Here is a 25,994-nt window from a genome sequence, read left to right as displayed (position 1 = left end):
GAGAGCATGTTCGATTCCCCTGCCTCCGTCGTCGATGCGTCCGCGCTCTCGCTCCGCGAGAAGCTCGCGCAGTTGATGTTCGTCCGGCTCGGGTCGGACATGCCTCCGGTGCGTACGGCGGACGAGGACGAGGCGCGGATCGCGGCGCTGCTGGCCGAAGCGCCCCTCGGGGGGCTGATCCTGTTCAACGGTCGTCACGCGACGAGCCCCGCAGCGCTGGCCCGCCTGCAGGCGCAGAGCCGAGTGCCGCTGTTGGTCGGGGCCGACATCGAACGAGGGTACGGGCAGCAGTTGCGACCCTACCCTGTGGCGCCCCACGCGATGGCGTTCGGGTCGCTCGGCCCCGACGCCGCCGACGCAGTCCGGCAGTTCGGCGAACTGACGGCGGTCGCTTCGCGCCGCGCCGGATTGCACATCGCGTTCGCGCCGGTGGCCGACGTCGACTCGAACCCGCAAAACCCGATCGTCTCGACGCGAGCCTTCGCCGCCGATCCGGCTCGCGCCGCGGAGTTGGCCGCGGCGCTGGTCGAGGGGTGCGCCGCGGGGGGATTGCTCGCCGCGCCCAAGCACTTCCCAGGCCACGGCGACACGCACGAAGATTCGCACCATGCGCTGCCGGTCGTCTCCGCGTCGCGCGAGGAACTGCTCGCCCAGGAACTGGCGCCGTTCCGGGCGACGATCGCCGCGGGGGCGCCGCTGGTGATGTCGGCCCATGTGCGGTATCCGGCGCTCGACGACTCGGGAGCGCCGGCGACGCTTTCGCGGTCGATCCTCGTCGACCTGCTCCGCGACGAGCTCGGTTTCACCGGCGCCGTGGTCACCGACAGCATGATGATGGCCGGAGTGCAGGGGCGCGCCGCCGGCGAGGGGGAGCTGTGCGTCCTGGCCGTCAACGCGGGGGCGGACGCGCTGTTGGATTTGAACGACCCGGTCGCAGCGCTGGCCGTCATGGAGACCGCCGTCGACGCGGGGCGACTTCCGCTTGCGCGCGTCGACGAGGCCGCGGAGCGTATCCTGCGACTCAAGCGGCTGGCATTCGCCGGCGACTTCGGCGGCCGATCTCAGTTCGCGTCGCTGTCCGACGACGCTTTGCGCGCACGGACGGAGGAACTCGCCGAACGGGTTGCCGCCGCGGCGATCGAGTGCGCCCCCGCCGCGACCGCGCCGCTGCTCGATCCGGCGCGGCCGCTGCTGGCGGTGTTGGTGACGCAGTATCGGTCGCATCTCGACCCGCCGGAACCGCCGCTCGCCACGGCGTTGGCCGAACGTTTCCCGCGACTCGAGTTCGTGGAACTTCGCGGCGACGAACCCCCGGCCCAGTGGGAAGCGCTGGCCGCGCACACCGCGGCGGCCGAGCAATTGCTGGCGGCGATCGTCGTGAAGCCGGCCGCCTGGCATCGGTTCGGGCTGCCGGCCGCAGCCGACCGCTGGTTGCGCGAAACGACCGAGCGGCGCCCGACCGTGGTCGCCTGCCTCGGCGCTCCGGCGGCGCTGGCGGCGACTCCCCGCGCCGCGGCGCGACTCTGCACGTTCAGCGACGTTCCGATCAGCCAACGCGCACTGGCTCGGCGATTGGCAGGCGATGGTTCCGCTTAGTTTTGCGCATCGCAGACGCCGCTGTTTTGCATCCTCGGCTGCGCGGGGTCGATAACTTTCTGCGCGAAATTCGTTGGCTTTAATTCATCTCGCGCACGCACTACACTCGATACGCGGGAGTTGCCGTCGCCCAGTTGCGGCGAGAAATCATTTCGAGGCCCAACGTGTCACACGATTCATCGCGCCGCATCGTCATCCTCACCGAAGGCCATTCCGAGCCGATCACGGCAAAAACCGGCGTCTGCGTGCTGCGGTATCGGCCTGAAGAGGTCGTCGCCGTGTACGACACGCATCAAGCGGGCCGAACCGCCGGCGAGGTGCTGGGCGTCGGCGGCGACACGCCGGTCATCGGCCAACTCGCTGCGGCGCCGGAGGCCAACACGCTGTTGGTGGGAATCGCCCCCTCGGGGGGCAAGATTCCCGTCGCTTGGCGCCCCGTCGTGCTCGAAGCGATTCGCCGCGGGATGAACATTCTGTCGGGACTGCACGACTTCATGTCGGACGACCCCGAGTTCGCCGCCGCCGCCCGCCAGCACGGCGTCAAGCTGATCGACGTCCGCAAGAACGACGAAAAGGACGTCCCCAACCGCAAGGGGATTCGCGACGACTGCATTCGCATCCACACCGTCGGCAACGACTGCAGCATCGGCAAGATGGTCGTCTCGGTCGAGATCGCCCGCGGCCTGCAGGCGCGGGGACGCGACGCCAAATTCGTCGCCACCGGTCAGACCGGCATTATGATCGAGGGCGACGGCTGCCCGATCGATCGCGTCGTATCGGACTTCGTCAGCGGGGCGGTCGAGAAGCTGGTGCTCGCCAATCAGCATCATGAGTTCATGGTCATCGAGGGGCAGGCCTGCCTCACGCACCCCCGCTACTCGGGGGTCACGCTCAGCCTGCTGCACGGCTGCATGCCTCACGGCATGGTCATGTGCTACGAGGCGGGGCGCACCCACGTGCACGGGATGGAGCACATTCCGCTCAAGCCGCTTGACGAGCTGGTGCGAATTTACGAGACAATGGCCAACCTGCAGGGGCCGTCGCGGTTCATCGGCGTGGGAATGAACAGCCGCAAACTCAACGCCGAACAGGCCGAGGAAGAGCGCGAGCGGGTGAGCCGACTGCTGGGGCTCCCCGTGTGCGACGTCATCCGCGACGGCCCGGACGCGCTGGTCGAGGCGGCATTGGCGCTGGCGCCGGTGGCGGTGTAGCCGAGGCGGCGGCATCGCAAGGACGCCCAGCGACGAATGAACTCCCCGCTTGCCACAGTCGGTCTTGCTTGACGTTGTCGATCCTGCTCGCTCGGGGGCCTTTCGCGTGATTCAAGCCGTCGCCCACGAATACGATCTGCCGCTGCGGCATGTCTTCTCGATCTCGCGGGAGAGCACCTCGGTGCAACCGACGCTGGTGGTCGAACTGACCGACGGCGTTCGCCGCGGCTACGGCGAGGCGACGACCAACAAGTACTACAACGCCACCCGCGAGCGGATGCGGGCTTCGCTCGACAAGGCCCGGCCGGTTCTCGCGGCGGTCGATCGGCTCGATCCCGAACGGCTTTGGCCGGAACTGGCCGCGGCGATCGGCGACGACTCGTTCACGTTATGCGCCGTCGACCAAGCGGCCTACGACCTGTGGGGGAAACAACAGGGCCAACCTGTCTATAAACTCTGGGGACTGTCGAACGAGCGCGTGCCGCTCTCCAACTACACGATCGGCATCGACACGATCGAGAAGATGGTCGCCAAGCTCAACGAGATGCCCGACTGGCCGATCTACAAGATCAAGCTCGGCACGCCGCACGACTTGGAGATTGTGCGCGAGCTTCGCAAGCACACCGACGCCGTGTTCCGGGTCGACGCGAACTGCGGCTGGGGGGTCGAGGAGACGATCCGCAATTCGCGCGAGCTGCGCCCCCTGCGGGTCGAGTTCATCGAGCAGCCGCTGCCGGCCGAGGACGTCGAGGGGTCGCGGCGGGTCTACGCCGAGTCGGCCCTGCCGATCGTCGCCGACGAGAGCTGCATCAGCGAGGCCGACGTCTCGAGGTGCCAGGGGCGATTCCACGGCGTGAACGTCAAACTGGTCAAGTGCGGCGGGCTGACCCCCGCACGGCGGATGATCGCCGAGGCGCGATCGCTGGGCATGAAGACGATGGTCGGCTGCATGACCGAGTCGACCGTGGGGATCTCGGCGATCGCCCAGTTGTTGCCGCTGTTGGACTTCGTCGACATGGACGGCGCCGCGCTCTTGGCCCGCGACGTGGCGACCGGCTGCCGCGTCGACCGGGGGCGCTGCCGCTACCCCGACGCCCCCGGCCACGGGGTCGAGTTGCTGACGAAATAGCCGCCGCACCCGTGATCGGGTCGCGCACCCTGCCCTTTCCAGGACCCCCTCATGCGCACCCCGTCGCTGCTTCTGCATCCTCTTCGCTTGTCGACCCTGGCCCTCGCGGCGACGGCGCTCGCACTCCCCTTGGCAGCCCGCGCCAAGTCGATTCCCGACGCACTCGCTTCGGAGCTCGCCGCCTTGGCCGAGGCGCACGAAGGGGACGTGGCGATCGCGGTGAAGCGCCTCCCCGCGGGGGAAGAGTTCGCCTATCGGGCCGACCTGCCGATGCCCACGGCGAGCCTCGTCAAGCTGCCGCTGATGGCGACCGCGTACCGCGCGGTCGACGCCGGGCGACTCGATCCGCAGCAACTGCTCACGCTGCGAGCTGAGGACAAAGTCCCCGGCTCGGGAATCCTCACGGAGCAGTTCTCTGCCGGGCTGCAACTGTCGCTCCACGACGCGATCCACCTGATGATCATCCACTCGGACAACACGGCCACGAACCTCGTCGCCGAGGCGGTCGGGTTGCCCGAGACGGCCAAGTACATGGAGGAGTTGGGACTTCCCGAGACGAAGCTCCACTCGCTCGTCTACCGGCGCGAGACGTCGATCTTCCCCGAGCGGAGCCAACTGTACGGCCTGGGGAGCACGACCGCGGCCGACATGGTGAAACTGCTCGAGCTGCTCGACGCCGGCAAGTTGGGGAGCAAGGCGTCGACCGACGCGATGCGCGGGCATTTGTACGCCTGCCTCGATCGGACGAAGCTCGGCCGGTTTCTGCCCCCCGGGGTGAAGCTGGCTCATAAGACCGGGGCGGTCAATCTCACGCGGACCGACGCGGGGTTAATCGACCTGCCCGAGGGCCGGCTGGCCATCTGCGTGCTGACCAACAACAACGCCGACCAAAGCTGGGGCGCCGAGAACGCGGCCGAAGTGCTGATCGGCAAGATCGCCGCGGCGGCGTATCGGCATTACGCTCCGAACGGTCCCGCGAAGCCAACTGACGACGGCCCGCAGACGCTCGCCATGGGCGCCTCGGGCGAGTTGGTCGCGGCGCTGCAGCGAACGATCAACGCCCGCACGACCCCCTCGACGGGGCTGGCGGTCGACGGCGACTTCGGCCCCAACACCGAGAGCGGCGTCCGAGCGTTCCAGCGCAGCCGCGGCTTGCCGGAAACCGGGATCGTCGACGCGGCGACGTGGGAGGCGCTCGGCCCGTTGGCGACAGAAGACCCCAAGGCGCCGGAGCCGGACGCGCTCAACGCGGCCAAGCTGCCGCGCGACCCGGCCGACCCGCTCGACGGCCCGCCGTTCACCGCGAGCAAGGCGTGGGCGATTCTCGACGCCGACACGGGCGAGTTGCTGTGGGGCCTCAAGCCCGACGAGCCCCGCGACATGGCCAGCACCACCAAGATCATGACCGCGTACGTCGTGCTCAGGTACGCGGCCGAGCATCCCGAAGTTTTGGACGAGACCGTCACGTTCTCCAAGCGAGCCGACGACACGATCGGCACCACGGCCGACGTGCGGATCGGCGAACAGGTTTCGGTTCGCGAGCTGCTGTACGGCATGATGCTCCCCTCGGGCAACGACGCGACGGTGGCGTTCGCCGAGCATTTCGGAGCGCGACTTGGACAGCCGCTGCCGTCGGAGCCGAGTGAAATCTCCGCACGGTCCGCCGCCTACGACGCCTTCGTCGCCGCGATGAATCGCACGGCCGCGGAGTTGGGGCTCGCCGCCACGCAGTTCGCCAACACGCACGGCCTGACGGCCGAAGGGCACCACGCCAGCGCTCACGACTTGGCGAAGCTCGCCCGGGCGGCGTTCGAGCTGCCGCTGTTCAAAGACGTCGTGGGCACGCGGCAGCGGGGAGCCACGGTGACCGGCCCCGGCGGGTATCGCCGCAACGTCGCCTGGTACAACACGAACCGGCTGCTGGCGACCGAGGGGTATTACGGGGTCAAGACCGGCACCACGACGGCCGCGGGGGCGTGCCTCGTCTCGGCGGGCGAGCGGGACGGCCGCCGGTTGATCGTCGCCGTCCTGGGCGCCGAGAGCAGCGAGTCGCGTTACGCCGACAGCCGCAATCTGTATCGGTGGGCCTGGAGCCAACTGCTCGGTTCGTCCCCCCAGGCCGCCGCGGCGCCGCGGACCTCGGTGCTGGCCACGGCGATTCACGCTCCCGCGTCGCGCGACCCGGTCGTGCTGACCCCCGCGGCCGAACGTCTGCACCGCAGCAGTTTGGTCGTCGACGGCCATAACGACATGCCGTGGGAGGTGCGGACCCAGGCCGGCGGCTCGTTCGACAAACTCGACGTCAGCCAACCGCAATCGTCGTTGCAGACCGACATCCCCCGACTTCGCCAGGGGGGCGTCGGCGCCCAGTTCTGGAGCGTCTGGGTCCCCGTCTACACCGCCCGCCGCGGACAAGCCTTGTCGACGACGCTTGAGCAGATCGACCTCGTGCAGACGATGATCGCCCGTTACCCCGATGCGTTCGAGCTGGCCCTGACGGCCGACGACATCGTCCGCATCCACTGGTCGGGAAGGATCGCATCGCTCATCGGGGTCGAGGGGGGCCATTCGATCGAAGGCTCGCTCGCCGCGTTGCGGCAACTCCATCGCCTGGGCGCCCGGTACATGACGCTCACCCACAGCGACTCGCTCGACTGGGCCGACTCGGGGACCGACAAGCCGAAGGCGGGGGGCTTGGCGCCTTTCGGCGTCGAGGTGGTCCGCGAGATGAACCGCCTGGGGATGATGGTCGACCTCTCCCACGTCTCGCCTGACGCCATGAAGCAGACCCTCGCCGCGACTCGGGCGCCGGTCATCTTTTCGCACAGCTCGGCCGGGGGCGTGGCCGACCACCCCCGCAACGTCCCCGACGACGTCCTGCCGCTGGTGCGCGACAACGGCGGGGTGGTGATGGTCAATTTCTTCTCGGCGTTCATCGTCCCCCAGTCGGCCGAGCGCGACAAACAGCGCTTCGTCGAGCTGCGCAAGCTGGAGGCGGAACACGGCGACGACCGCCCCGCGATCGAAGCGGGGCTCGCCCGCTGGGACGCGACCCGCCCGACCTTGCGCGGCACGATCCACGACCTCTTGGATCACATCGACCACATCGTCCGGATCGCGGGAATCGATCACGTGGGGCTGGGGTCGGACTACGACGGGGTGTCGCTGTTGCCGACGCAACTCGAGGACGCGGCGAGTTACCCCTACATCACCCAGGGCCTGCTCGACCGGGGCTACAGCGAAGCCGACGTCAAGAAGGTGCTGGGCGAAAACCTGCTCCGCGTGATGCGCCGCACCGAGGACGTCGCCCGCGAGATCGCGGCCGAGTCGACGGCGCGCTAATACGGCTTCGCCGCTGAAAGCTGCATGTTCGGCGAGCGAGGGGGGCGTCGACCGAGCGACTCATGCGCAAGCGTTCTCGACCGGTTCGACCGCCATGGCCGCCGTGCGCGCCCCTCGCGAGTGAAGTCACCAAGCCGGTCGATCCCCCGATTTGGCGGGGAATCCCGTAACCGCTTGGATTTCTCGCCGTCGATCGGTAGATTCACCGCTGCTCGATGCGCTTTGGCGCCTGAATTCAGGCGCCAAAGCGCCATGCTTCTCGTCGGCGTTTCTTGTCGGTCTCGCATCTTCTCAACCTTGGCGGAGTCGACCTCATGAACCCTCTCGCACGACGTTCCGGCTCCGCTTGCGGCAGCACCCGTCCGACCGCCTTCGCAACGACGCTGAGAATCCTCGCTCGCATCGCATCGGGCTCTCTATTGGTCGTCGCGGCGTCGACGCAGGCCCCGGCGCCGCGGGCGGCGGCGCAGGGCTCCTGGCCGATGACGATTTACACGACCGTCCCCGCCGTGAATGCCGTGGACACAACGTACGAATTGCGAGTCGACACGTTCGGCGGTCTCTCGATGAACACCGGACTGTCGGGCGGCGCCTTCGCCGCCGCAGGGACGCCACCATTCCTAGTGCCCACGCAGTATGTCGCGAGCAACGCTGCTGCTTGGGGAGGACATCAACGCGTGGTCGCGACGCTGGAAGACCCTTCCGGCAACAGCGGCAGTTCGGTTCGCATTGATGCAAATGCGTTCCACCTTCTCGATCCGGCGCTCCCTGCCAACGCACTCCCCGGGCGAATCTACTACGACAAGTGGTTCACGCCAATCCATAACGCCACAGTCACCTTGATTGTGGCGCCCGGCAAGATCAGCAAGAATCCTGGCGGTACGCCACGGATCACCATCGGCAATCCTTCGGAAGACGAGGTCGGACTCGCTCACGTCGGTTCACAGACAAAGCTGGTTCAGGCGTACCGGCTCGACTCCGTCGCCCAGGCGGCCGTAGCGGCCCACTTCGGGTCGATGACCCTCGACGTCGAAATGATTCGGAACCTCGGCGAGGGGATCCTCGGCATGGGCTTCCCCGGGCAGATCTCGGTCTTCCCGTTCGGCGCGGCCGCGATGGCCCCGGGCGAGTCGCTGGAATATGCGTTCGGACCGGGACCCGTCGCTCCCGACGAGCTCGTGTTCGTGCAAGTCCTGTCGACCTTCGACAACCCGGTCGGTGACATGTCGACCGAGACGGACGAGCGGTGGTTCACGCTGGGGAGCCAATGGCTCGTCCCCGAACCGGCCAGCGGAACGCTGCTGGCGATCGCTGCGCTGGCAGCGCTCGGTCTGCGGCGGGGGAATCTGACGAACGCCGCGCCGGGGGACGATCGCAGTCTCGCAGCGTCTGACGATCCATGAGCGGACGGCGCCGACTCAGCATCGCCGCCACACGTGCCGCAGCAGCTTCATCGGGGGGTCGTCCCCCTGGAACTGCCAGTCCCACGACCGTTCGACGAAGTAACACTGCAGCATGGTCCGCGTCACGCGAGGACGGCGCACGAGCGCGCGGGCGATCCGCCAGACCATTTTGGGGCTGGCGTACCAGCCGCGCATCATCCGTCGCATCCGATAGTCGTTGGCGATGCGATAGCCGACCGTGCCGTCGGTCTCCGAAGCGAGCGTGAAGAACGGCCGGGCGCAGCGTTCGAGCTGGCCGTCGACCGGGTACCAGCCTCCCATCCAATTGTGGAGCAGGCTGTAGTGCCGGCGATCGGAGCCGCGCGGGTGGCGCCGCCACGGCGTCAGCAAGTCCTCGGGGCGCGCTTCGCGTTTGACGTGAATGGAGGTCGTGACGTATCGCGCATCCGGCGTGTCCGGGTCGAGCATACGGCTGGCGATTTCGAACGATTCGCCGTAGATCGCCTCGGCGCGCCCGGCGAGCACGTCCTCCGGCTGGACCCAGTGCTCCAGCGATCCGTTGGCGATCACGCCGTCGAACTGACCATGCCACGCCGGGGAGGCGAGCAGGTTGCGATAGGTCGAGCAGTGCGCCTGCAACCCGCGCCGCCGACAGTACTCGACCTGCTCGGGCGAGACGTTGACCCCGACGGCGACGGCGCCCCGGTCCCGCGCCAACTGCAGCAACCGGCCGTAGCCGCAGCCGATCTCCAGCAGCCGAAACCCCGGGCGGGTGCAGCCGACCTGATCGAGCAGCCCATTCAACTGCCGCTCGATCCCGGCTTCGAGCGTCGCGTCCCCAGGCAAGAACTCGCCGTCGGCAAGATCGACGATCCCCACGGCCTCGGCCGCATGCACGAGGGTGTAGCAGAGCTTCACCAACTCGATCGGCGCCGCGGAGCCGGACAGCGGCGGAAGCGGATCGCTCGCCGCTCGGCGGAGCGGGTCGGACATGGCTTGCGGAACTCGATCTTCGACGACGGCCATCGGCTGTCTCCGTGCAAGGGGGGCTTCCCCTAAGAGCGTCGCTGCCCGGTCATTGTGACGCGCCTGCCGCGCGATTCCCAACAAACTCGCCCGGAGCAGGGATTGGTCGATCTCGAATCGCGTCGGGCGGCGATGCCGGCGTTCCGAACCTGCGGCGCCGTCCACGGAAGCGGCTGCGGCCGGCCGTTCAGGCCGCTTCCGTGGACGCGGTCGGCGGCGGGCTCGGCCCCCCCGCCGAGATGCGGGCTACGGGTCGCTCGGCGCCTCGCGCCGCGCCGTCGCCGCCTTTCCCGGGACGCGCGGGTCGTGCACGCCGTGCAGGTTTCCCGCGGCGTCGATTTCGACCGCTTGCGTGACGCCCCCCTTGTCGATCACTTGCAGTTTATGCCCTAACGACTCCAACTGCGTCTTGAACTCCGTCGGCAACGCCTCCTCGACGACCAGCTCGTCGGGCTGCCACTGGTGATGGAACCGCGGGCCGGCGATCGCCTGATCGAGCGACTCGCCGAAATCGAGCCGGCGGACGATCGTCAGCAGGACCTGCGTGATGATCTTCGGCCCCCCTGCGGCCCCGACGGCCAGCACGGGCCGGTCCCCCTGGAGCACGATCGTCGGGCTCATGCTCGACAGAGGCCGCTTGCCCGGCGCCACGGCGTTGTTCTCGGCGCCGAGCAGGCCGAATGCGTTCGGCACGCCCGGCTGGGCCGAGAAGTCGTCCATCTCGTTGTTCAGCACGATCCCCGTGCCGGGGACGATCACCTTCGAGCCGAACGTGGTGTTCACCGTGGCCGTGATCGCGACCCAGTTGCCGGCGCTGTCGGCTGCCGCGACGTGCGTGGTGTGCCGGCCGAACGTGTCGTACGCCGCCCGCGGCGGCTCGCCGTGCGAGGCCACCGGGGTCGCCCGAGCCGGGTCGATCCGCGCGGCCAAGCGGTCGGCGTAGTCCTGGTCGATCAGCCCACGGGGGACCGGCACGAAGTCGGCGTCCCCGAGCCAGTGCGCCCGATCGGCGAACGCCAGCTTCATCGCCTCGGCGATCAGGTGAGTCGCCGCGACCGGGTCGCGGCGCTGCTCGGCGGCCAGATCGAACGATTCGAGCATGTTGAGGATCTGCGCCACATGCACCCCGCCCGAACTGGGGGGCGGAAACCCGACAATCGTGTAATCCCTGTAAGCGGTCGCCAGCGGCTCGCGCTCGACCGCCTCGTACGCGGCAAAGTCCTCGGCGGTCATGATCCCGCCGTTGGCGGCCATCCACGCGCCGACCTGCCGGGCGAACTCGCCCCGGTAGAACCACGCGCTGCCGTGCTCGGCGATGCTGCGGTACGAGCGCGCCAGATCGGGCTGCCGCAGCGTCTCCCCCTCGGCATAGGGCGAGCCGTCCGGCTTGAGCAGCGCGGCCCGACTGCCGGGGAACCGGGCCAGCGTCCGGCGCAGCGAACGCAGATTCCGGGCGTACGCCGCGGGAACGGCGAAGCCGGTCTCGGCGATCTCGGCGGCGGGGAGCAGCGCGTCGGCCAGCGGCAGCCGGCCGTGCTTCGCCAGGGCCAACTCGTACGCGGCCAGCGCCCCTGGAACGCCGCTCGCCAGCGGGCCGGTCTGGCTGAGATTCGTGTCGGCCTGGCCGTCGCGGAGGAACATGTCGGCGGCGGCCGCGGCGGGAGCCTTCTCGCGCCCGTCGATCGCGGCCAGCCGGCCGTCGGCGGTTCGGATGAGGACGAAGCACCCGCCCCCGAGCCCCGAGTTGTACCCGTCGACGACCCCGAGCGTCACGGCGGCGGCGACCGCGGCGTCGACCGCATTGCCCCCGCGCTGGAACGCGGCGAGCCCCGCGTCGGTGGCTAGCGCGTTGACCGTGGCGACGACGCACTGCGCTTCGCCCCCCCGCGCCCCAAGCGGCGCACAGACGGCAAGGACGATCAGAATGGCGCCGGTCTGACGCGAGCGGCTGCGGTCGGATCGCAGCGCAACCCCCGGATGGCGCACGCCCGGTCCGCGCGGGTTGCTACACTGAGCGTTTGCCTGAAGGCCGGTCGATCGCGGATCGCCCGGCGTCGTTCTGGGTTCGCTCGTCGCGTCGTGGGTGATGACCATGCTCGCTTGCTCCGTTCGTCGGCCGTGGATCGCCCTGCTGGTCGCGTACGGCGCCGCGAACGTTCCGGCGGCGCGTGCCTCCGATCGTACCGAGCCGCGCGAGCCGATGGAACTTGTCGTCGCCAATTCGATCCCCGACGGCGGCGGTTACGTGTGGAAGGACTCGACCGGCGTCCCGCGCACCATTCGCCACGCCGGCCAAATCGTGCTGGAAAAGCAGCCGCGGGGGACGTACTGCAGCGGGTTCACCTTCGCCGTGGCGATGGAAACGCTCGAGCGCCGCGGGTTGCTGCGCGACAAGAGCTTCGCCCAGGTGAAGCAGTTCCAACGCGAGTGGTACGGCGCCGCCGAGGATGCGGGGGAGAAGCAGTGCGCCCTGGCGGTCAAGCGACTGGGAATCGGCCGCGAGGTGCGACTCGCCGACGCCCGCCCCGGGGATTTTGTGCAACTGTGGCGGACCGACAAGTCGGGGCACAGCGTCGTGCTGGTGGAGCTCGTTCGCGCTCGCGACGCGATCGTCGGGCTCAAGTACCGCAGCTCGCAGAAACTGACCGACGGCGTGGGCGATCGGGTCGAGCACTTCGCCGACGCCCCGGGCCGCCAGGGAAAACTCGATCGCAAACGGATCTACGTGGCGCGGCTCGACGGCGCCCCTTGAGCGCCCTCATGAGCGGCGAGCGCTCGCTCCCGACGCAGCACGAGCGAGTCGAACTCCCAGGGGTCCGTCCTCGCATTTCATCGGCGGCTAGCGCCGGCCGCTCATGGATCCCTCGCGGATTTGCGCACAATTCTCCGGCCTCCGCGCATGGCCCGGTCCAAGTTGTTTCCGAATCGGGCCTCCCAACTAGAATGGCAAGAGGGCGAGCGGCATTTCTCTGCGCCCCTTGGACGCCCTCGGAACAGGCTTCTCATGGCACGCTTCGGTCGATCGGCGGTTGATTCCCTGCGCGCGTCGCTCGCTCTCCGCGGGGATCGCAAATGCGGCCTGCCCCGGCCGAAGGTGCGCCGGTTCGAGTTGCTCGAACCGCGGATACTGCTCGCCGGAGACATCCCCGGACTCGAAATCGCCTCGCCTGCGGGGCAGCTTGCCGGGAAGATCGTCTACACCTCCGCCGGTCACGGCTGGCAGTGGAACACCACGCTCAACCGCTGGGCCACCGACCGGGGCGACAACTTCGAGATCGTCGAGGACTTCGGCAATCAGGACCAGATGTCGTTCTTCGCCGACTTCCTGCTGCGAGCCGGAGCGACCGTCGTGCCGATGCGTCCCGTGGGGCATCAGCTCAACGAAGTGGTGCTCGACAACGACTCGCCCGGCGTGACCTTCGCCGGAGCGTGGAGCAACAGCTCCAGCACGATCTTCTACGACGAGGACTACGGCGCCGTGGCCGACGCCGTGCCGTACCGGTTCGCGTCGATCGCGGCGACCGAGACGGCGACCGCCACGTATCGCCCGAACATCCCCGAGGCGGGCTACTACCCGGTGTACACCTGGGTCCGCGACGGAACCGACCGCACGAACCAGTTGTACCGCATCCACGACAGCGCCGGCGGGGTGACCGAGATTCGCGTCGATCACCGCAAGGTCGGCAAGGGGTGGGTCTACCTGGGGACCTACCACTTCGACGCCGGCACGAGCGGCTCGGTCGTCATCAGCAACCAATCGACCGCCGGCGGGTCGGTGATCATCGCCGACGCGATCCGCTTCGGCAACGGCATGGGGGACATGCCCGCCGGCCCCAACAGCCAGATCTCCGGCTATCCCCGCGAGGACGAAAACTCGCTCATGTGGCTCTGGCGGTCCATCGGCCAGGGGAACAATCCCTCGACCGTCCTGGGCACGAGCAACGTCTCGGCACCGCGCAGGATGGCCGAGCACATGAACGCCAACGCCAATCCGTTCGGCACGAGCGTTTATATCAGTTTCCACTCGAACGCCTCCGGGGGGCGCGGCGCCGTCGGGCTCTACGCCAACAGCGCCTCGCAGCGCACGCCCAATCAGGAGGCTCTGGCGCTGTACACGGGTCGGCAGATCAACCAGGACATGCAGGCCTTGAACGGCATGTTCGAGCACGACTGGAGCAACCGAACCACTCACACCTACAACGGCATCAATTTCGGCGAGATCAACGCCGGTCTCTCGGCCGAGATGGACATGACCATCATCGAGACCGCCTTTCACGATCAGCAGCAGGACGCCGAGCTGATGCGCGACCCCAAGGTCCGCGAGCAACTGGCCCGTTCGACCTACGAAGCGGTGCTCGAGTACTTCCAGAACTTCGGCAACTTGGGGACCCCGGTCAGCCAACCCTCCCAGCCGGTCGACGTCCGAGCGATCGGCGCGGTCGACGGCGGCATCCAGGTCTCCTGGACCCCGGGCCCCACGGGCGTGCTCGGCGGCACGCCCACGGCGTACCGCGTCTACGTCTCCCGCGACGGGCACGGGTATCTGGGCTACGTCGAGGTCCCGGCCGGCGCGGGGAACACGTACGCGTTCGCCGCCGAGCATCTCGACGAGGCGCCCTACTACTTCAAGGTCGTCGGGGTGAACGCCGGCGGCGAGTCGCCCCGCAGTGCGGTAACCAGCGCCCAGGTCCAGGTCGGCGCCAAACGGTTGCTGATCGTCGACGGCTTCGACCGGTACGACCGCACCACGAACGAGCGCTACCCCTACGCCTTCACCGGCGACGGCCTCACCGACCGCGTCCGCGTGCGCTACAACAACACGTTCGACTACGTCACCCAGATCGCCGACGCGATCGCCTCGACCGGCGCCCGGACCAACATCGACGCGGTGCAGAACGAAGCGATCATCGCCGGGGCCGTCAGCCTGGCCAATTACGACGCCGTCGTCTGGTTCCTGGGCGAGGAATCCTCGGCCGACGCGACCTTCAACGCCGCCGAGCAGGCGGCCGTGTCGGCCTACTTGGCCGGCGGCGGCAAGCTGTTCGTCTCGGGCTCCGAAATCGGCTGGGATCTCGACCAACTCAACAACGGCCGGACGTTCTACAACAACGTCCTCCGCGCCGACTTCGTGGCGGACGACGCCAACTCCTACAGCGTCACCGGCGCCACGGGGTCGATCTTCGCCGGTCTCGCCGCCCAGTTCGACAACGGCAACCTGTTCTACAACGTCGACTTCCCCGACGTGATCGCCCCGCTGGGGGGAGCGACCGCGGCCTTCACCTACTCCACCGGCGGGACCGCGGGCATCCAATACACGGGCGGCCTCGGCGAGCAGGTCGTCATGTTCGGCTTCCCGTTCGAGACGATCGTCGACCGCGATCAGCGCGTCGCGATCATGACGGCGATCGTCGATTACTTCGGGTTCAACCTCGAATTTTCCGGCTCCGAGACGATCGTCGACAACGACCAAGGGAGCCCGGCCTACGTCGAGACCGGCTCGTGGAGCACCGCCGCCGGGACCGGTTACAACGGCTCGACGTACCGATTCGTCGCCGCCGGGTCGGCCGCGACCGCCACGTGGTCGTTCCAAGCGCCCGTCGAGGCGCTCGGCGAGGTCTTCGTCCAATACCGCACCGGCGGCAATCGGGCCGTGAACACAACCTACGACGTCGACACCGGCGCCGGGATCGTCGTCGCCTCGACCAATCAAACCGTCAACGACGCCGTGTGGGTGTCGCTGGGCTCGTTCGTCTTCCAGCCGGGGGTGCGCTCGATCACGCTCAACGCCGCCACGAGCACCGGCGGCTCGGTCGTCATCGCCGACGCAGTGCGGATCGTGCTCGCCCCGCTCCCCGACGAGAACGGCGATTTCAACGGCGACAACTTCGTCGACGGCTCCGACTTCCTGGCGTGGCAGCGCGGCTTCGGGGCGTCCTCCGGGGCGAGCCTCGCCGACGGCGACGCCAACGGCGACGGAGCGGTCGACGCCGCCGACTTGGCCGTCTGGCACAATCAGTTCGGCGGCCCCCCCGGGGGCGGCATGCTCGTCTCGGCCACGGCCGAGGTCGCCGCGGTCCCGGTCGCAGCCGCCACGGTCGTTGCCGTGTCGGCCGACGACGTGCCGGGCGACCCTGCCGCGATCGCTTACCGCGTCGACCAACTGCTGCAGCCGGCGACAACGCCGGGGATAAGCCTTGGCCGAATCGCCTCGACGAGCGGCCGACTGGCGCAAGGTTCACTCGCCAGACCGTCGGGCCGTGTCCCGGCCGAGACGGTCGCAGAATCGCTGCGGCTTCGCGCAATCTTGGCGAGCGAGCAGAACGCCCCGCGTCTCCGCGAGCAGTCCTCCGGCGCCGTGGCCGAGGGCCTCTCCGAGATGCTCGACGCGGCGTTCGCCGGGCTGAACGCCAGCGGTCTCCGGCGGCGCTAAGGGGCCGCCGTCTCGTCCCTCGCGGCCAGATCAGCCTGAATGAGCCGCCCATGGGGGCGTTGCGCACGCTGCTCGCGGCGAGTCGCCGACCGGCCGCGAGTCGTGCCGGCGCCTCATCCGGTGCGAGGTGGGCGATATCGCGCAGCGGCGACGAATTCGCTCCCCCTCGCTGCGCAAAACCATGAAAACCATGCGCTGAATTTGTTTCGCAATTCCGGCATGCCTCGTTAGCATGAGGAATATACGGGCGACAACGACCTGCGCGGTATTTCCGGGCAGGACGGACCGATGGCGGCGGTTCGTGTGAAGCGACCGGGCCGGCCATCCGACCTTGTCTCTTCGCGCCCGTGCGTCATCGCCGCACCGTTCCCACGCGCCTCTGTCTGTCAACAAGGGAAGAAACAATGGTCTTGAAGTTTGCGTTTAGGGCGTTCACGCTCATTCTGGCGATTGCTTTGGTCGCCCCTGTCGAAGCCCAAATCCTGTACTCGCAAGACTTCGACGCGGACGACACGGCCAACTGGACCGTCAACGACGGCCCGACCGACGAATACGCCGACTTCTTCTTCGACTACAGCACGGTGGGAATCCCCTCGGCGCCGAACTCGAGCGGTTCGACCCGGGGCATGCGCTTGGCCGCCAACATCTTTGGTCCGTTGATGGACAACGTCGGGGTCTTCGGCGGCTTCTCCGTCTCGCCCACCGGGCAAAGCTTTACGGGCGACTATGTCGTGAAGTTCGACATGTGGGCCAACTACATCGGAGCCTTCGACGCCGCCAATCCAGGCGGGGGAACAGGAGGCGTCGCCAGCGGCGCGAACGGTTCCTCGACGCTGTCGATCATGGGAATCATGTCCTCGGGCAATGTGGCGAATTACGCCGGCGCCGGCGACGGCGTCTTCTTCGCGGCGACTCCTGACGGCGGTTCCGGGGCCGACTACCGGGCTTACTCCGTGGAGCGGCTTATCAGCTATCAGATTCCGCCCCTGGCGCCGAATGAAGACATCGACATGCACGCAACGTACTTCGCAGGAAGCCGAAACAACACGGCCGCGCTCTACGCCGACAACTTTGGCGGCGCCACGGTCCCCGCGGCTCAAACCGCGGCCGTAATCGACGGCGACCCCCTGGGCGACACGCAGTACGGAACCACTGCCGCCGGAACCCTTGGCTTCGAGTGGCATGAAGTGCAGATCTCGAAGGTCGGCAACCTTATCACGTGGACTGTCAGCGGCATCGACCTGATCTCCGTCGACATCACCAACATAGCCGTACCGACCGGCGGCACGAACATCCTGTTCGGTCAGGGTGACATCAACGCTGGGCTTTCTACCGACCCGAATTTCAAGCACGTCCAGTTCACGCTGTTCGACAACATCGTCGTGGAAGCCCTCTCGGCGGCTGCCGACAACGCCGACTTCGTGCCGAACGATCTGGTCGACGGCTCCGACTTCCTCGTCTGGCAACGCAACAACGGCATCTCCGACGGCACCGCCGATCGTACGGACGGCGACGCCACCGGTGACGGCAACGTCAACGCCGCCGATCTGGCCGTCTGGACAGCCCAGTACGGCACGAATCCGAACGCCGCAGCCGTCGTCGCCGCCGTGCCGGAACCGGCCTCGGTCGTCCTCGCGGGCCTCGCCTTGGCCGGCTTGTCCGCCGTTCGTCGCCGCAAGTAAACGCTCGGGCGGAGGGAGTCACGCGTCCCTCCGCCTCATTTCTTCTTCGTCCTCTGCCGCTTTGTCCTGCCCCATTGATTCGAAAGGACCTGCCTCATGAAACGATCCCTTCTGACCTCCGTCGGCGCCGCGGCGCTGGCGGTCTCCCTGGCCGCGACCGGCCGGGCGACCGTCTTGTATACTCAAGACTTTGACGTCGACGACACGGCCAACTGGACGGTGAACGACCCGGCCCTGTCGGACATTCTGGTCGATTTCCACTACGACTACTCGGCGATCGGCGTCCCCGCAGCCCCTGGGGGCGCCTCGACCCGCGGGCTCAAGATGACCGCCAACAATACCGGCGGCGTCTTCAGCGGGTTTAGCGTTTCGCCGACCGGGCAATCTTTCGCCGGCCAGTACCGGGTCGAGTTCGACCTGTGGCAGAACTACGTCGGCCCGGTGGGCCCCGGCGGCAACGGCACCACGCAACTGTCGACCTTCGGCATCGGCACCGCGGGGACCGTCCCTTTCTGGGCCGGCGCCGCGGTCAAAGAAAGCGTCGCCTTTGCCGCGACCCTCGACGGCGGAAGCGCATCGGACTATCGGGCGTACAGCTCGGCGGCCCCGACTTCCTACGCGTCCGGCAACGCCGTCTATCAGGCGCCCGGCGGCGCCATCAACGAGTCGAACGCGTACTACCAAACGGCGTTCCCCTCCAACTCAGCGCCCGCCGCTCAAGTCGCCCTGTTCCCGGGCCAAACCGGTTCGACCGACCCGGGCGAAATCAGCTTCACGTGGCGACGAGTCGTCATCGAAGTCAGCGGCGGAAACGCGACCTGGACCGTCGACGGCCTGCCGATCGCCGTGGTCCCGATGGCGGGGCTGACCCTCGGCGGCGGCAACATTTTGTTCGGCCACTCCGACACCAACGCCGGTTCGTCGAACGACCCGAACGACACGCTGCTGAACGTGACGCTGATCGACAACGTGACCGTCACCCAGATCCCCGAGCCGAGCACGGTCGTCCTGAGCGGACTGGCGATCGCCGCCTTGGGGGCGATTCGTCGTCGTCGCGCGTAGCGGCGTGCCGCGACGACGGCTTCTGCCTGATTCGACGCAACGTCCCGGCCCGGCAGGCAACGAGTCTGCCGGGCCGGTTTTCCGTAACTAGTCCGACAAATCCTGCGCACAAGCAACGGACTTCTGCGCTCGTGCGCATTTACGGATTCCGCTCGCCCCGGCACAATACAAGATGTAGGCGAATGCACCGCTCGCGACGCTTTCCGCGAGCGCCCCGACCGTACAAGGAGTGGCAGCTTGAAATCGACGACGCACTCTTGCCGACCTGCTTCGCCCAGGGCTCTTCGCGGAGCCTTCACTTTGGTGGAACTGCTGGTGGTCATCGCGATCATCGGCGTCCTGGTCGCGCTGCTGTTGCCGGCGATCCAAGCCGCCCGCGAGGCGGCTCGCCGAGCGCAGTGCCAGAACAACATGAAGCAGATCGGACTCGGGTGGATCAATCACGAGAGTTCCAATAAGCACTTCCCCACCGGCGGTTGGAGCGGCAATTGGACCGGCGACCCTAACCGCGGTTACGGCAAGGATCAACCTGGCGCCTGGACGTACAACATTCTGTCATACATCGAACTTCAGAATCTCCGTGATCTCGGCAAGGGGCTGGACTGGACCACTGCGGCTTACGCCGATGCAATGGTCTTGCTCCATGGCTCGCCCGTTGCGACCTATCACTGCCCCTCGCGGCGCCCCGCAAAAACCTACCCTGCCAACTGGCCGAGCATTCGCCCGACCCCGATTCAGACCAAAGTTCAAGCCCTGGCCCGTGATAGCGGTATTTCCAAAACCGACTATGCCGCCAATGCCGGAAACGCGTATCACACCGCCGCACAAAGTTTTGCCGGCGTGAACTTCTGGGCTCCCGATTCTTACAACGACCTGACGAACACGCGGACCCCGCCGCAATTCGGCGCCTTTGAGGCCCGTTGCGAAGACCCCAACAGCGAGTACTTCCAAACGGGCGTCAGCTACTACCGCAGCGAAATCGGCCTGCAACGAATCGAAGACGGGACGTCCAACACCTATATGGTCGGCGAGAAGTTTCTGGCGACTGACGCCTATGAGTCGACCGCCGGAGGATCCGGAAGTCAAGGCTTCAGTTGGGGCGAGAATCAGTCGATGTACTCCGGATACGAATGGGACAATCATCGAGGCGCGTGGAGCCAGCGATTCGCCGGTTCCTCGGCGGCTGCCATCGAAGCCGCGCAGCCCGAGGGCGATCGCCCGGGCGTGGTGCCGTTCCCGGAAGTGAAGTTCGGAAGCGCCCATCCGGGTGCGTTTAACATGGTTTTCTGCGACGGGTCGGTACACACGATCTCGTACGACATCGATCACGTCACGCACGCCAATCTGGCAAACCGGTTGGACGGCAATGCCGTGCAGATCCCTTAACGAGCGCCTGGACTGCGATCCAAGCGCGTGGGCCGACCGGCGCTTCCCACGGACGATGCTCAAGGATAGACCGCAATCTATCTAAGCGGCATGACGCTTGCATGCGTCCTCGGTTCAGTCTGCAGAATTGGATGCCTCACGCGACGAGGGGCCCTCTATCGCAGCGGCGCGGAACGGAGCGTATCGAATCCGCACTGCATTGCGGAGAGTTTGCACCAGCCCGCAGCCCCACGATACGACCTAGCTTTCTCCGCAATCGGTGGCCGAGCCGCGTAAGTCGTAGGCAACGGTCGTCCCGCTGCCGCTCGCCGACTACTTGGAGGTGAGCTTGAATTGCATGTTCTGGCTCAGAATTGCGGGATCGTCCGGGGCAACTTGCTGACCTAACACTGCCTGGGACGAGTAGCGAGCAGGTACCCCCGGGCCGGAGACCTGGACCCGATAGAACCCGTACTGCACTCCCGTCGGCCACGTAGGATCGGGCCGTTTCTCCTTGAGAATGCTGACGATCGCCATTCCGATCGGCGACGTCTCACCCTCTGCGGCGATCAGATTGCCGCCGAGAAACTCCTCGGGGATGAAATCCACCTTCAGCCCTGACAAGGCCTTGCCATCTAGCGTCACCTTACAGGTGACGCCGGTGAGCCCGATCTTGTTGACTTGCCATGACCGAATGCGCTCGGCGATTTCTCCTTCGCTCACCTTGCCGTCCTTGTCAACGTCGAGCGTGGCCATCGCAGCCTTGAGTGAGACGGCCGCGTCAAGTTCGCTCCCCGCAATGAATCCGTCGCCATCGGCGTCGTACTGCTTCATCGCTGCAGCGGCGGCTCCGTCGGGGTTGATCGACGGAGGGGTGACGGCGCTCGGACCACTGCTGCAGCCCAAGGCCACTGCGACTATTCCGACGCCTAGGCGCGACGAATTCCAAGCGCCGCAATGCGCAAGACCGCTCGCCTGCAGGTGAGGACAAGATCGACTTCGCATATTCGTTCTCCGCTGGGGAATGATCCGAAGCAAGCGCCGCCAACAGACGACTCAGTCGAGTCTAGCGATCGCACAGTTGCGTGCAACCTGATTCAATTGCCCGTGCGCGGGATCGCGGGGCCGCTGCGCGTCGGAAGCGTGCCAACGGTCTCGGGCGCGATGCCCCCCTCACGGCCGGCTGACCGTCTTGCGGAACGCCAGGGGGGCCATGCCGTACTTCTTGCGGAAGGCCACGCCGAACCGGGTGCCGTTGGCGAAGCCGCTGGCGGTGGCGATCTCGCCGATCGACATGTCGGTGTTCGCCAGCAGCTCGCGCCCCTTCTCGAGTCGGACCCGGCGAATCTCCTCGGCGGGGGAGCGGCCCAAATACTTGCGGAACTGGATTTCGAGGCTGCGGCGCGAGATCGGCAGCTCGCGGAGGATGTCCTTCACCACGATGTCGCGGAACGCATGCGACTGGATGAACCGCAGCGCGCGGACGACCGTGTCGTCGTCGATCGCCAGGATGTCGGTGCTCTGCCGGGCGATGACGCCGTTGGGGGGGATCTTCAGCGGGCGGGCCGGGGCCGGTTCGCCGTGCATCATCCGGTCGAGCGCCGCGGCCGCCTCGTACCCGATCCGCCGCCCGGCGACCGCCACGCTGGAAAGCGGCGGCGTGCAGACTTCGCACATCAGGTCGTCGGTGTCGCCGGCGAGGATCGCCACGTCGTCGGGGACCCGCACGGCGGTCATCTGACAGATCTCGGCCAACTGCCGCCCGCGCTGGGCGTCGACCGCAAAGATCGCCGTCGGCCGCGGCAGCGACGCCAGCCACCGCGTCACGCGCCGCTGCTGTTCGGTCCAACTGATCTTGCGATCGTTGCGGTAGCCCGGCTTGTAGACGTGGCACTGGCGATTCGACTCGCGGACGATCCGTTCGAACTCGTCGCCGCGGCGGCTCGAGTAGCGGATGTTCGGCGGGGCGAAGTAAGCGAAGTTCTCGAACCCCCGTTCGCGGAAGTGGTCGAACGCCTGCTGAGCCCGGGCGCGATCGTCGGTGACGACGTCGGCCACGCCCGCCTGACCGTCGAACAGCGTGTCGACGTTGACGACCGGCAGCCCGCGGCCGAGGACCTGGTCGACCTGCAACCGGGTGGCAAGCCGCGCGATGACCCCGTCGCCGGCCCACCGTTCGGGGAGCGAGGGGCGCTGATCGTGATCGCTGGGCCCGATCAGCAGGTTCCAATTCCCCTGATTTTGGGAATAATCGTAGATGCCCCGAATGACGCTGCAGCCCCAACTGTCGTCGGTCTCGACGAGCACGGCGACGCGTCGCAGGTAATTGATTCCGCTCATGCTGGCAGGCCCTGAGAGGGGACTGATCGAAGGTCGGATCGCGAGCTTGCGCAAAAGCGACTCCGACTCTCAGTGTAGCTTACGGAATCCGGTTCGTCTGCGCATAATCGAGAGATAACCTCGCAATCGTTTCTTCCCCCCGGAGCGGTGCATACTAAGCTACCTTGGCCCCCCGGCCGGCGGGGCTCGCCGCCGGGACCTCCGCGTCGCTCGCCTCCTGTACGGATCAAATCGTCATGGCAACCATCGCAGTCGGGTTGATGAGCGGAACCTCGGGCGACGGCGTCGACGCCGCTCTGCTGGACACCGACGGCGAAAACCAGATCGGCTTTCTCGGCGGGTTGACCCTGCCGTACGAGGAGGAACTGCGGTTGCGGCTGCTCGAGGCGTCGCAATACGACGTCCCGCTGGTCGAGCTGCTGCGGATCGAGGCCGAGATAACCGCGCTGCATGTTCGGGCCGTGAAGGAGCTGCTGGCCTCGCAGCCCAAGGCGGCCGCCAAGGTGAAGATCGTGGGCTTCCACGGCCACACGGTGCGGCACGTGCCGGCGCAGCGACTGACGCTGCAGATCGGCAACCCGTGGACGCTGTCACGGGAGTTGGACCTGCCGGTGGTCAACGACTTTCGTCGCTGCGACATCGCCGCGGGGGGCCAAGGGGCGCCGCTGGTGGCCATGTTCCACCGGGCGCTGTTCAGCAAGGAGAAGCGGCCCACGCTTGTGCTCAACCTGGGAGGCGTCGCCAACGTGACCTGGCTGGGCGAGCAGAACGAGATCATCGCCGGCGACTCGGGCCCCGGGTGCGGGCTCATCGACGAGTGGGCCCAAACCATGGCCGACATGCCGCACGACCGCGACGGCCACCTCGCCCTGGCGGGCGAAGTGGACGAAGAGACCCTGGAAGCGGCTCTGGCGACTCCCTTCTTTCAACAGCCGCTCCCCAAGAGCGCCGACCGGTTCGACTTCGACCACGTGGACGTCTCGCACCTGGGAGTCGAGGACGGAGCCGCGACGTTGTGTGCAGTCACCGTCGAAGCGATCTACCGCGCCGTGCAGAAACTGCCGCAGATGCCCGTGCGGACCTGGGTCACCGGCGGCGGAGTCCATCATCCGGTGCTGATGCGGATGCTCGCCGACCGCTTCGGACAGGTTCGCACCGTCAGCGAATTCGGGCTGAACCCCGACACGCTCGAAGCGGAATGCTTCGCTTGGCTCGCGGTGCGGCATCAACTGCAACTGCCGCTGACCATCCCCGAGACGACCGGCTGCGACAAACCGCGCACCGGGGGGACCGCGGTGCGGTTCGGATGATTTCCCCGCAGGGGACGCCAGGGGCCGCGGACCAATGCCGACAAATCCCCCGCCGGCAGCAAGCCGCGAGCGGGCCTGTCCCCTTCTTCAACAGACCGCCAGGGGGCGTTACAGGGCGAGTTGTTTGGCGGCGAGGAGGATGCATCCGGCGGCAGGGTCGGGCGCGGTGCGGACGATTCCCGGCGCGGGGCTCGCCTCCGCCAGCCGATCGACGGTTCCCTGGCGCACCGCGTCGCACCGGCACAACACGCCGCCTGCCAGAGCCAGCGGGTATCCCTGCGGCAACTCCAACCGCGTTGCCGCTGCGACGACCAGTTGCGCCAAGTGATCGCTCGCCCGCCCCAAGAGTCGGGTCGCGGCAGCGTCGCCGCGGAAAGCCGCCTCAGCCACCAGCGGGCTCACGCTCGCGATCGCCGCACGCTCGTCGCCGGTCGCCACGAGCGCAGCCAGGATCGCCCGCGGTTCGGTGCAGGCGAACTTGGCGAGAATCAGTTCGGCGAGGAGCGTCGGCGCCGCGCGCCCGTCGTCGGCCTGGGCGACGGCGGCCAGCGCCTCGCGCCCCAGCCAGTAGCCGCTCCCCTCGTCGCCGTAGCGGTAGCCCCAACCGCCGCACACGAACCGCTCCCCCTGCGGCGAGACGCCGACGGCCGACGAACCGGTCCCCGCGATGAGGGCGACGCCCCACCCCGCGGGCGTTCCCGCGGCGAGCACCGCGTCGGCGTCGTGGATGAACTGTGCGCGACGGGCGATCGCGTCCTCCTCGACCGCCGTCTGCATCTGGGCGGCCATCTCGGGGCGCCCGGTACCCGCAACGGCGAACACGGCTGCATCGGCGGGACGAGGGTCCAGCCCCGCGGTGCGCCACGCCTCGGCGGCGGCCTCGGCCAGATTGCCGCGTGCCGTCGCGACGCCGGCCGCCAGCGGGTTTGAAGGACCGGCGACGCCGCTGCCGAGAATCTCGTGCGTGCCGTCCGACGCGACCCGGGCCAGCAACGCCGCGGTCTTGGTTCCCCCGCCGTCGACGCCGAGCACGAACTGGGTCGACGACGTCGCGGCCCCCGGTACGGGCTGGGAGGTCGTCATTGCCGGGCGGCCTCGACCATCGGCAGCTCGAGCGCCGCCCGCAATTGCCCCTTGGCCTCAGCGAGTCGGCGGCGGGCTTCCTCGGGCGAAACGCCCAGTCGCTGCACGACGATCGCGGTCTTGAGCTCCCCGCCGCTGCGGCGGAGCAGCGTCTCGGCCTCGTCGGGCGAGATGCGGGTCGTGTGGCAAACGATCCGCTTGGTGCGGTCCATCAGCTTCGAGTTCGACGCCCGCATGTCGACCATCAGGTTGCCGAAGGTCTTGCCCAGCTGCACCATGGCGCCGGTGGTGATCATGTTGAGCACCATCTTCGTCGCCGTGCCGGCCTTCATGCGGGTCGAGCCGCTGAGCACCTCGGGGCCGACGACGGGGGTGATCGCCACGTCGCTCCGCGAGTTGAGCAGCGCGTCGCGATTGCAGGTCAGGCCGATCGTGCTCGCCCCCTGGCTGCGGGCGTAGTCCATGGCGCCGATGACGTACGGCGTGCGACCGCTGGTGGCGATTCCCACGAGGACGTCGTTGCTGCAGAGTCCAAGAGTGCGCAGGTCCTCGGCGGCCAGTTCGGGCGAGTCTTCGGCTCCCTCGACGGCGCGGAACATGGCTTGTTCGCCGCCGGCGATGAGACCGATGATTTGCGCAGGGTCGGTGTTGAACGTGGGAGGACACTCGGCCGCGTCGAGCACGCCCAGCCGCCCCGACGTGCCCGCGCCGACGTAAATCAATCGACCGCCGCTGGCCAAGCGATGCGCGACAAGATCGATCGCTTTGGCGATGGCGACTTCTTCGGCGGCGACGGCCGCGGCGATCTTCGCGTCTTCGGAATTGATGAGTCGCACGAGTCCCAACGAGTCGAGACGATCGAGATCTTCCGACGCGGGATTGCGAGCTTCGGTGGTCAGTTTTTCGAGCATGATTTGATTCTAGTAACGAAGCGCGAACGTTCCTAACTTGCATGCGCAAAAAAGCGGAATCCTTGCGCGGGTCGAGTCCGCGTCGGCGGCGTGCCGGCTATACT

17 protein-coding genes are annotated in these 25,994 nt (G+C 67.7%); 11 read left to right on the top strand and 6 right to left on the bottom strand.

Going from position 1 to position 25,994, the window contains the following annotated elements; genetic code table 11:
• Positions 1 to 6 precede the first annotated feature (6 nt).
• The 5 genes from KF688_10670 (at position 7) to KF688_10650 (ending at position 8,681) form a co-directional block, all read left to right on the top strand.
• Positions 7 to 1,596, top strand: a complete 1,590-nt coding sequence (locus KF688_10670) for a hypothetical protein (protein MBX3426132.1) — start codon at positions 7 to 9, stop codon at positions 1,594 to 1,596.
• Between the two features lie 164 nt (positions 1,597 to 1,760).
• On the top strand, positions 1,761 to 2,807 hold the full coding sequence (locus tag KF688_10665) for a DUF1611 domain-containing protein (GenBank protein MBX3426131.1): 1,047 nt from the start codon (positions 1,761 to 1,763) through the stop codon (positions 2,805 to 2,807).
• 109 nt (positions 2,808 to 2,916) lie between these two features.
• On the top strand, positions 2,917 to 3,936 hold the full coding sequence (locus KF688_10660; GenBank protein MBX3426130.1) for a dipeptide epimerase: 1,020 nt from the start codon (positions 2,917 to 2,919) through the stop codon (positions 3,934 to 3,936).
• A gap of 51 nt (positions 3,937 to 3,987) precedes the next feature.
• A complete protein-coding gene (locus KF688_10655; GenBank protein MBX3426129.1) occupies positions 3,988 to 7,278 on the top strand; it encodes a membrane dipeptidase in 3,291 nt (1,096 codons plus the stop codon).
• 314 nt (positions 7,279 to 7,592) lie between these two features.
• Entirely contained in the window at positions 7,593 to 8,681 is a 1,089-nt protein-coding gene (locus tag KF688_10650) for a hypothetical protein (GenBank protein MBX3426128.1), read from the top strand.
• A 15-nt stretch (positions 8,682 to 8,696) separates the two neighbouring features.
• Here the strand turns inward: KF688_10650 and KF688_10645 are convergent, their stop codons facing one another.
• Positions 8,697 to 9,707: a class I SAM-dependent methyltransferase gene (locus tag KF688_10645; protein ID MBX3426127.1), complete on the bottom strand. Its 1,011-nt coding sequence runs from the start codon at positions 9,705 to 9,707 to the stop codon at positions 8,697 to 8,699.
• A 246-nt stretch (positions 9,708 to 9,953) separates the two neighbouring features.
• A complete protein-coding gene (ggt, locus tag KF688_10640; GenBank protein ID MBX3426126.1) occupies positions 9,954 to 11,672 on the bottom strand; it encodes a gamma-glutamyltransferase in 1,719 nt (572 codons plus the stop codon).
• A 127-nt stretch (positions 11,673 to 11,799) separates the two neighbouring features.
• On the opposite strand from ggt, the gene KF688_10635 reads away from it, so the two are divergent.
• The 5 genes from KF688_10635 to KF688_10615 all read left to right on the top strand — a co-directional run bounded on the left by KF688_10635 (position 11,800) and on the right by KF688_10615 (position 20,267).
• Complete coding sequence (locus tag KF688_10635) at positions 11,800 to 12,459, top strand: hypothetical protein (GenBank protein ID MBX3426125.1); 660 nt, start codon at positions 11,800 to 11,802, stop codon at positions 12,457 to 12,459.
• Positions 12,460 to 12,711: 252 nt separating this feature from the next.
• The gene (locus KF688_10630; protein MBX3426124.1) at positions 12,712 to 16,137 is read left to right on the top strand and encodes an N-acetylmuramoyl-L-alanine amidase; all 3,426 of its coding nucleotides are present in this window, start codon (positions 12,712 to 12,714) and stop codon (positions 16,135 to 16,137) included.
• A 404-nt stretch (positions 16,138 to 16,541) separates the two neighbouring features.
• Positions 16,542 to 17,819, top strand: a complete 1,278-nt coding sequence (locus tag KF688_10625; GenBank protein MBX3426123.1) for a PEP-CTERM sorting domain-containing protein — start codon at positions 16,542 to 16,544, stop codon at positions 17,817 to 17,819.
• Positions 17,820 to 17,915: 96 nt separating this feature from the next.
• The gene (locus tag KF688_10620) at positions 17,916 to 18,881 is read left to right on the top strand and encodes a PEP-CTERM sorting domain-containing protein (protein MBX3426122.1); all 966 of its coding nucleotides are present in this window, start codon (positions 17,916 to 17,918) and stop codon (positions 18,879 to 18,881) included.
• A 300-nt stretch (positions 18,882 to 19,181) separates the two neighbouring features.
• Entirely contained in the window at positions 19,182 to 20,267 is a 1,086-nt protein-coding gene (locus tag KF688_10615) for a DUF1559 domain-containing protein (GenBank protein MBX3426121.1), read from the top strand.
• Positions 20,268 to 20,579: 312 nt separating this feature from the next.
• Here KF688_10615 and KF688_10610 read toward each other — a convergent pair whose 3' ends face one another.
• Positions 20,580 to 21,080, bottom strand: coding sequence for an EF-hand domain-containing protein (locus KF688_10610; GenBank protein MBX3426120.1), 501 nt, complete (start codon positions 21,078 to 21,080; stop codon positions 20,580 to 20,582).
• Between the two features lie 339 nt (positions 21,081 to 21,419).
• Entirely contained in the window at positions 21,420 to 22,586 is a 1,167-nt protein-coding gene (locus KF688_10605; GenBank protein MBX3426119.1) for a XylR family transcriptional regulator, read from the bottom strand.
• Positions 22,587 to 22,822: 236 nt separating this feature from the next.
• Between KF688_10605 and KF688_10600 the strand changes: the two genes are divergently transcribed.
• The gene (locus KF688_10600) at positions 22,823 to 23,896 is read left to right on the top strand and encodes an anhydro-N-acetylmuramic acid kinase (protein MBX3426118.1); all 1,074 of its coding nucleotides are present in this window, start codon (positions 22,823 to 22,825) and stop codon (positions 23,894 to 23,896) included.
• Between the two features lie 108 nt (positions 23,897 to 24,004).
• On the opposite strand, the gene KF688_10595 is transcribed toward KF688_10600, so the two are convergent.
• Together KF688_10595 and murQ are read right to left on the bottom strand one after the other, a co-directional pair.
• Positions 24,005 to 24,979, bottom strand: coding sequence for a hypothetical protein (locus KF688_10595; protein MBX3426117.1), 975 nt, complete (start codon positions 24,977 to 24,979; stop codon positions 24,005 to 24,007).
• Positions 24,976 to 25,890 (bottom strand): N-acetylmuramic acid 6-phosphate etherase, encoded by a 915-nt coding sequence (gene murQ / locus KF688_10590; protein ID MBX3426116.1) that lies wholly within the window; start codon positions 25,888 to 25,890, stop codon positions 24,976 to 24,978. Before murQ ends, KF688_10595 begins: the two co-directional genes overlap by 4 nt.
• Positions 25,891 to 25,994 lie beyond the last annotated feature (104 nt).

This window comes from Pirellulales bacterium (assembly GCA_019636345.1).
GTDB lineage: Bacteria > Planctomycetota > Planctomycetia > Pirellulales > Lacipirellulaceae.
This window is presented reverse-complemented; position numbering and strand designations above follow the sequence as displayed.

Bases quoted from the DNA above. Each gene is read 5' to 3' on its own strand.
- KF688_10655 (MBX3426129.1), top strand. From the start codon at position 3,988: ATGCGCACCCCGTCGCTGCTTCTGCATCCTCTTCGCTTGTCGACCCTG.
- KF688_10635 (MBX3426125.1), top strand. From the start codon at position 11,800: ATGCTCGCTTGCTCCGTTCGTCGGCCGTGGATCGCCCTGCTGGTCGCG.
- KF688_10620 (MBX3426122.1), top strand. From the start codon at position 17,916: ATGAAACGATCCCTTCTGACCTCCGTCGGCGCCGCGGCGCTGGCGGTC.
- KF688_10650 (MBX3426128.1), top strand. From the start codon at position 7,593: ATGAACCCTCTCGCACGACGTTCCGGCTCCGCTTGCGGCAGCACCCGT.
- KF688_10630 (MBX3426124.1), top strand. From the start codon at position 12,712: ATGGCACGCTTCGGTCGATCGGCGGTTGATTCCCTGCGCGCGTCGCTC.
- KF688_10670 (MBX3426132.1), top strand. From the start codon at position 7: ATGTTCGATTCCCCTGCCTCCGTCGTCGATGCGTCCGCGCTCTCGCTC.
- KF688_10645 (MBX3426127.1), bottom strand. From the start codon at position 9,707: ATGGCCGTCGTCGAAGATCGAGTTCCGCAAGCCATGTCCGACCCGCTC.
- KF688_10600 (MBX3426118.1), top strand. From the start codon at position 22,823: ATGGCAACCATCGCAGTCGGGTTGATGAGCGGAACCTCGGGCGACGGC.
- KF688_10625 (MBX3426123.1), top strand. From the start codon at position 16,542: ATGGTCTTGAAGTTTGCGTTTAGGGCGTTCACGCTCATTCTGGCGATT.
- murQ (MBX3426116.1), bottom strand. From the start codon at position 25,890: ATGCTCGAAAAACTGACCACCGAAGCTCGCAATCCCGCGTCGGAAGAT.
- KF688_10595 (MBX3426117.1), bottom strand. From the start codon at position 24,979: ATGACGACCTCCCAGCCCGTACCGGGGGCCGCGACGTCGTCGACCCAG.
- KF688_10605 (MBX3426119.1), bottom strand. From the start codon at position 22,586: ATGAGCGGAATCAATTACCTGCGACGCGTCGCCGTGCTCGTCGAGACC.
- KF688_10610 (MBX3426120.1), bottom strand. From the start codon at position 21,080: ATGAAGCAGTACGACGCCGATGGCGACGGATTCATTGCGGGGAGCGAA.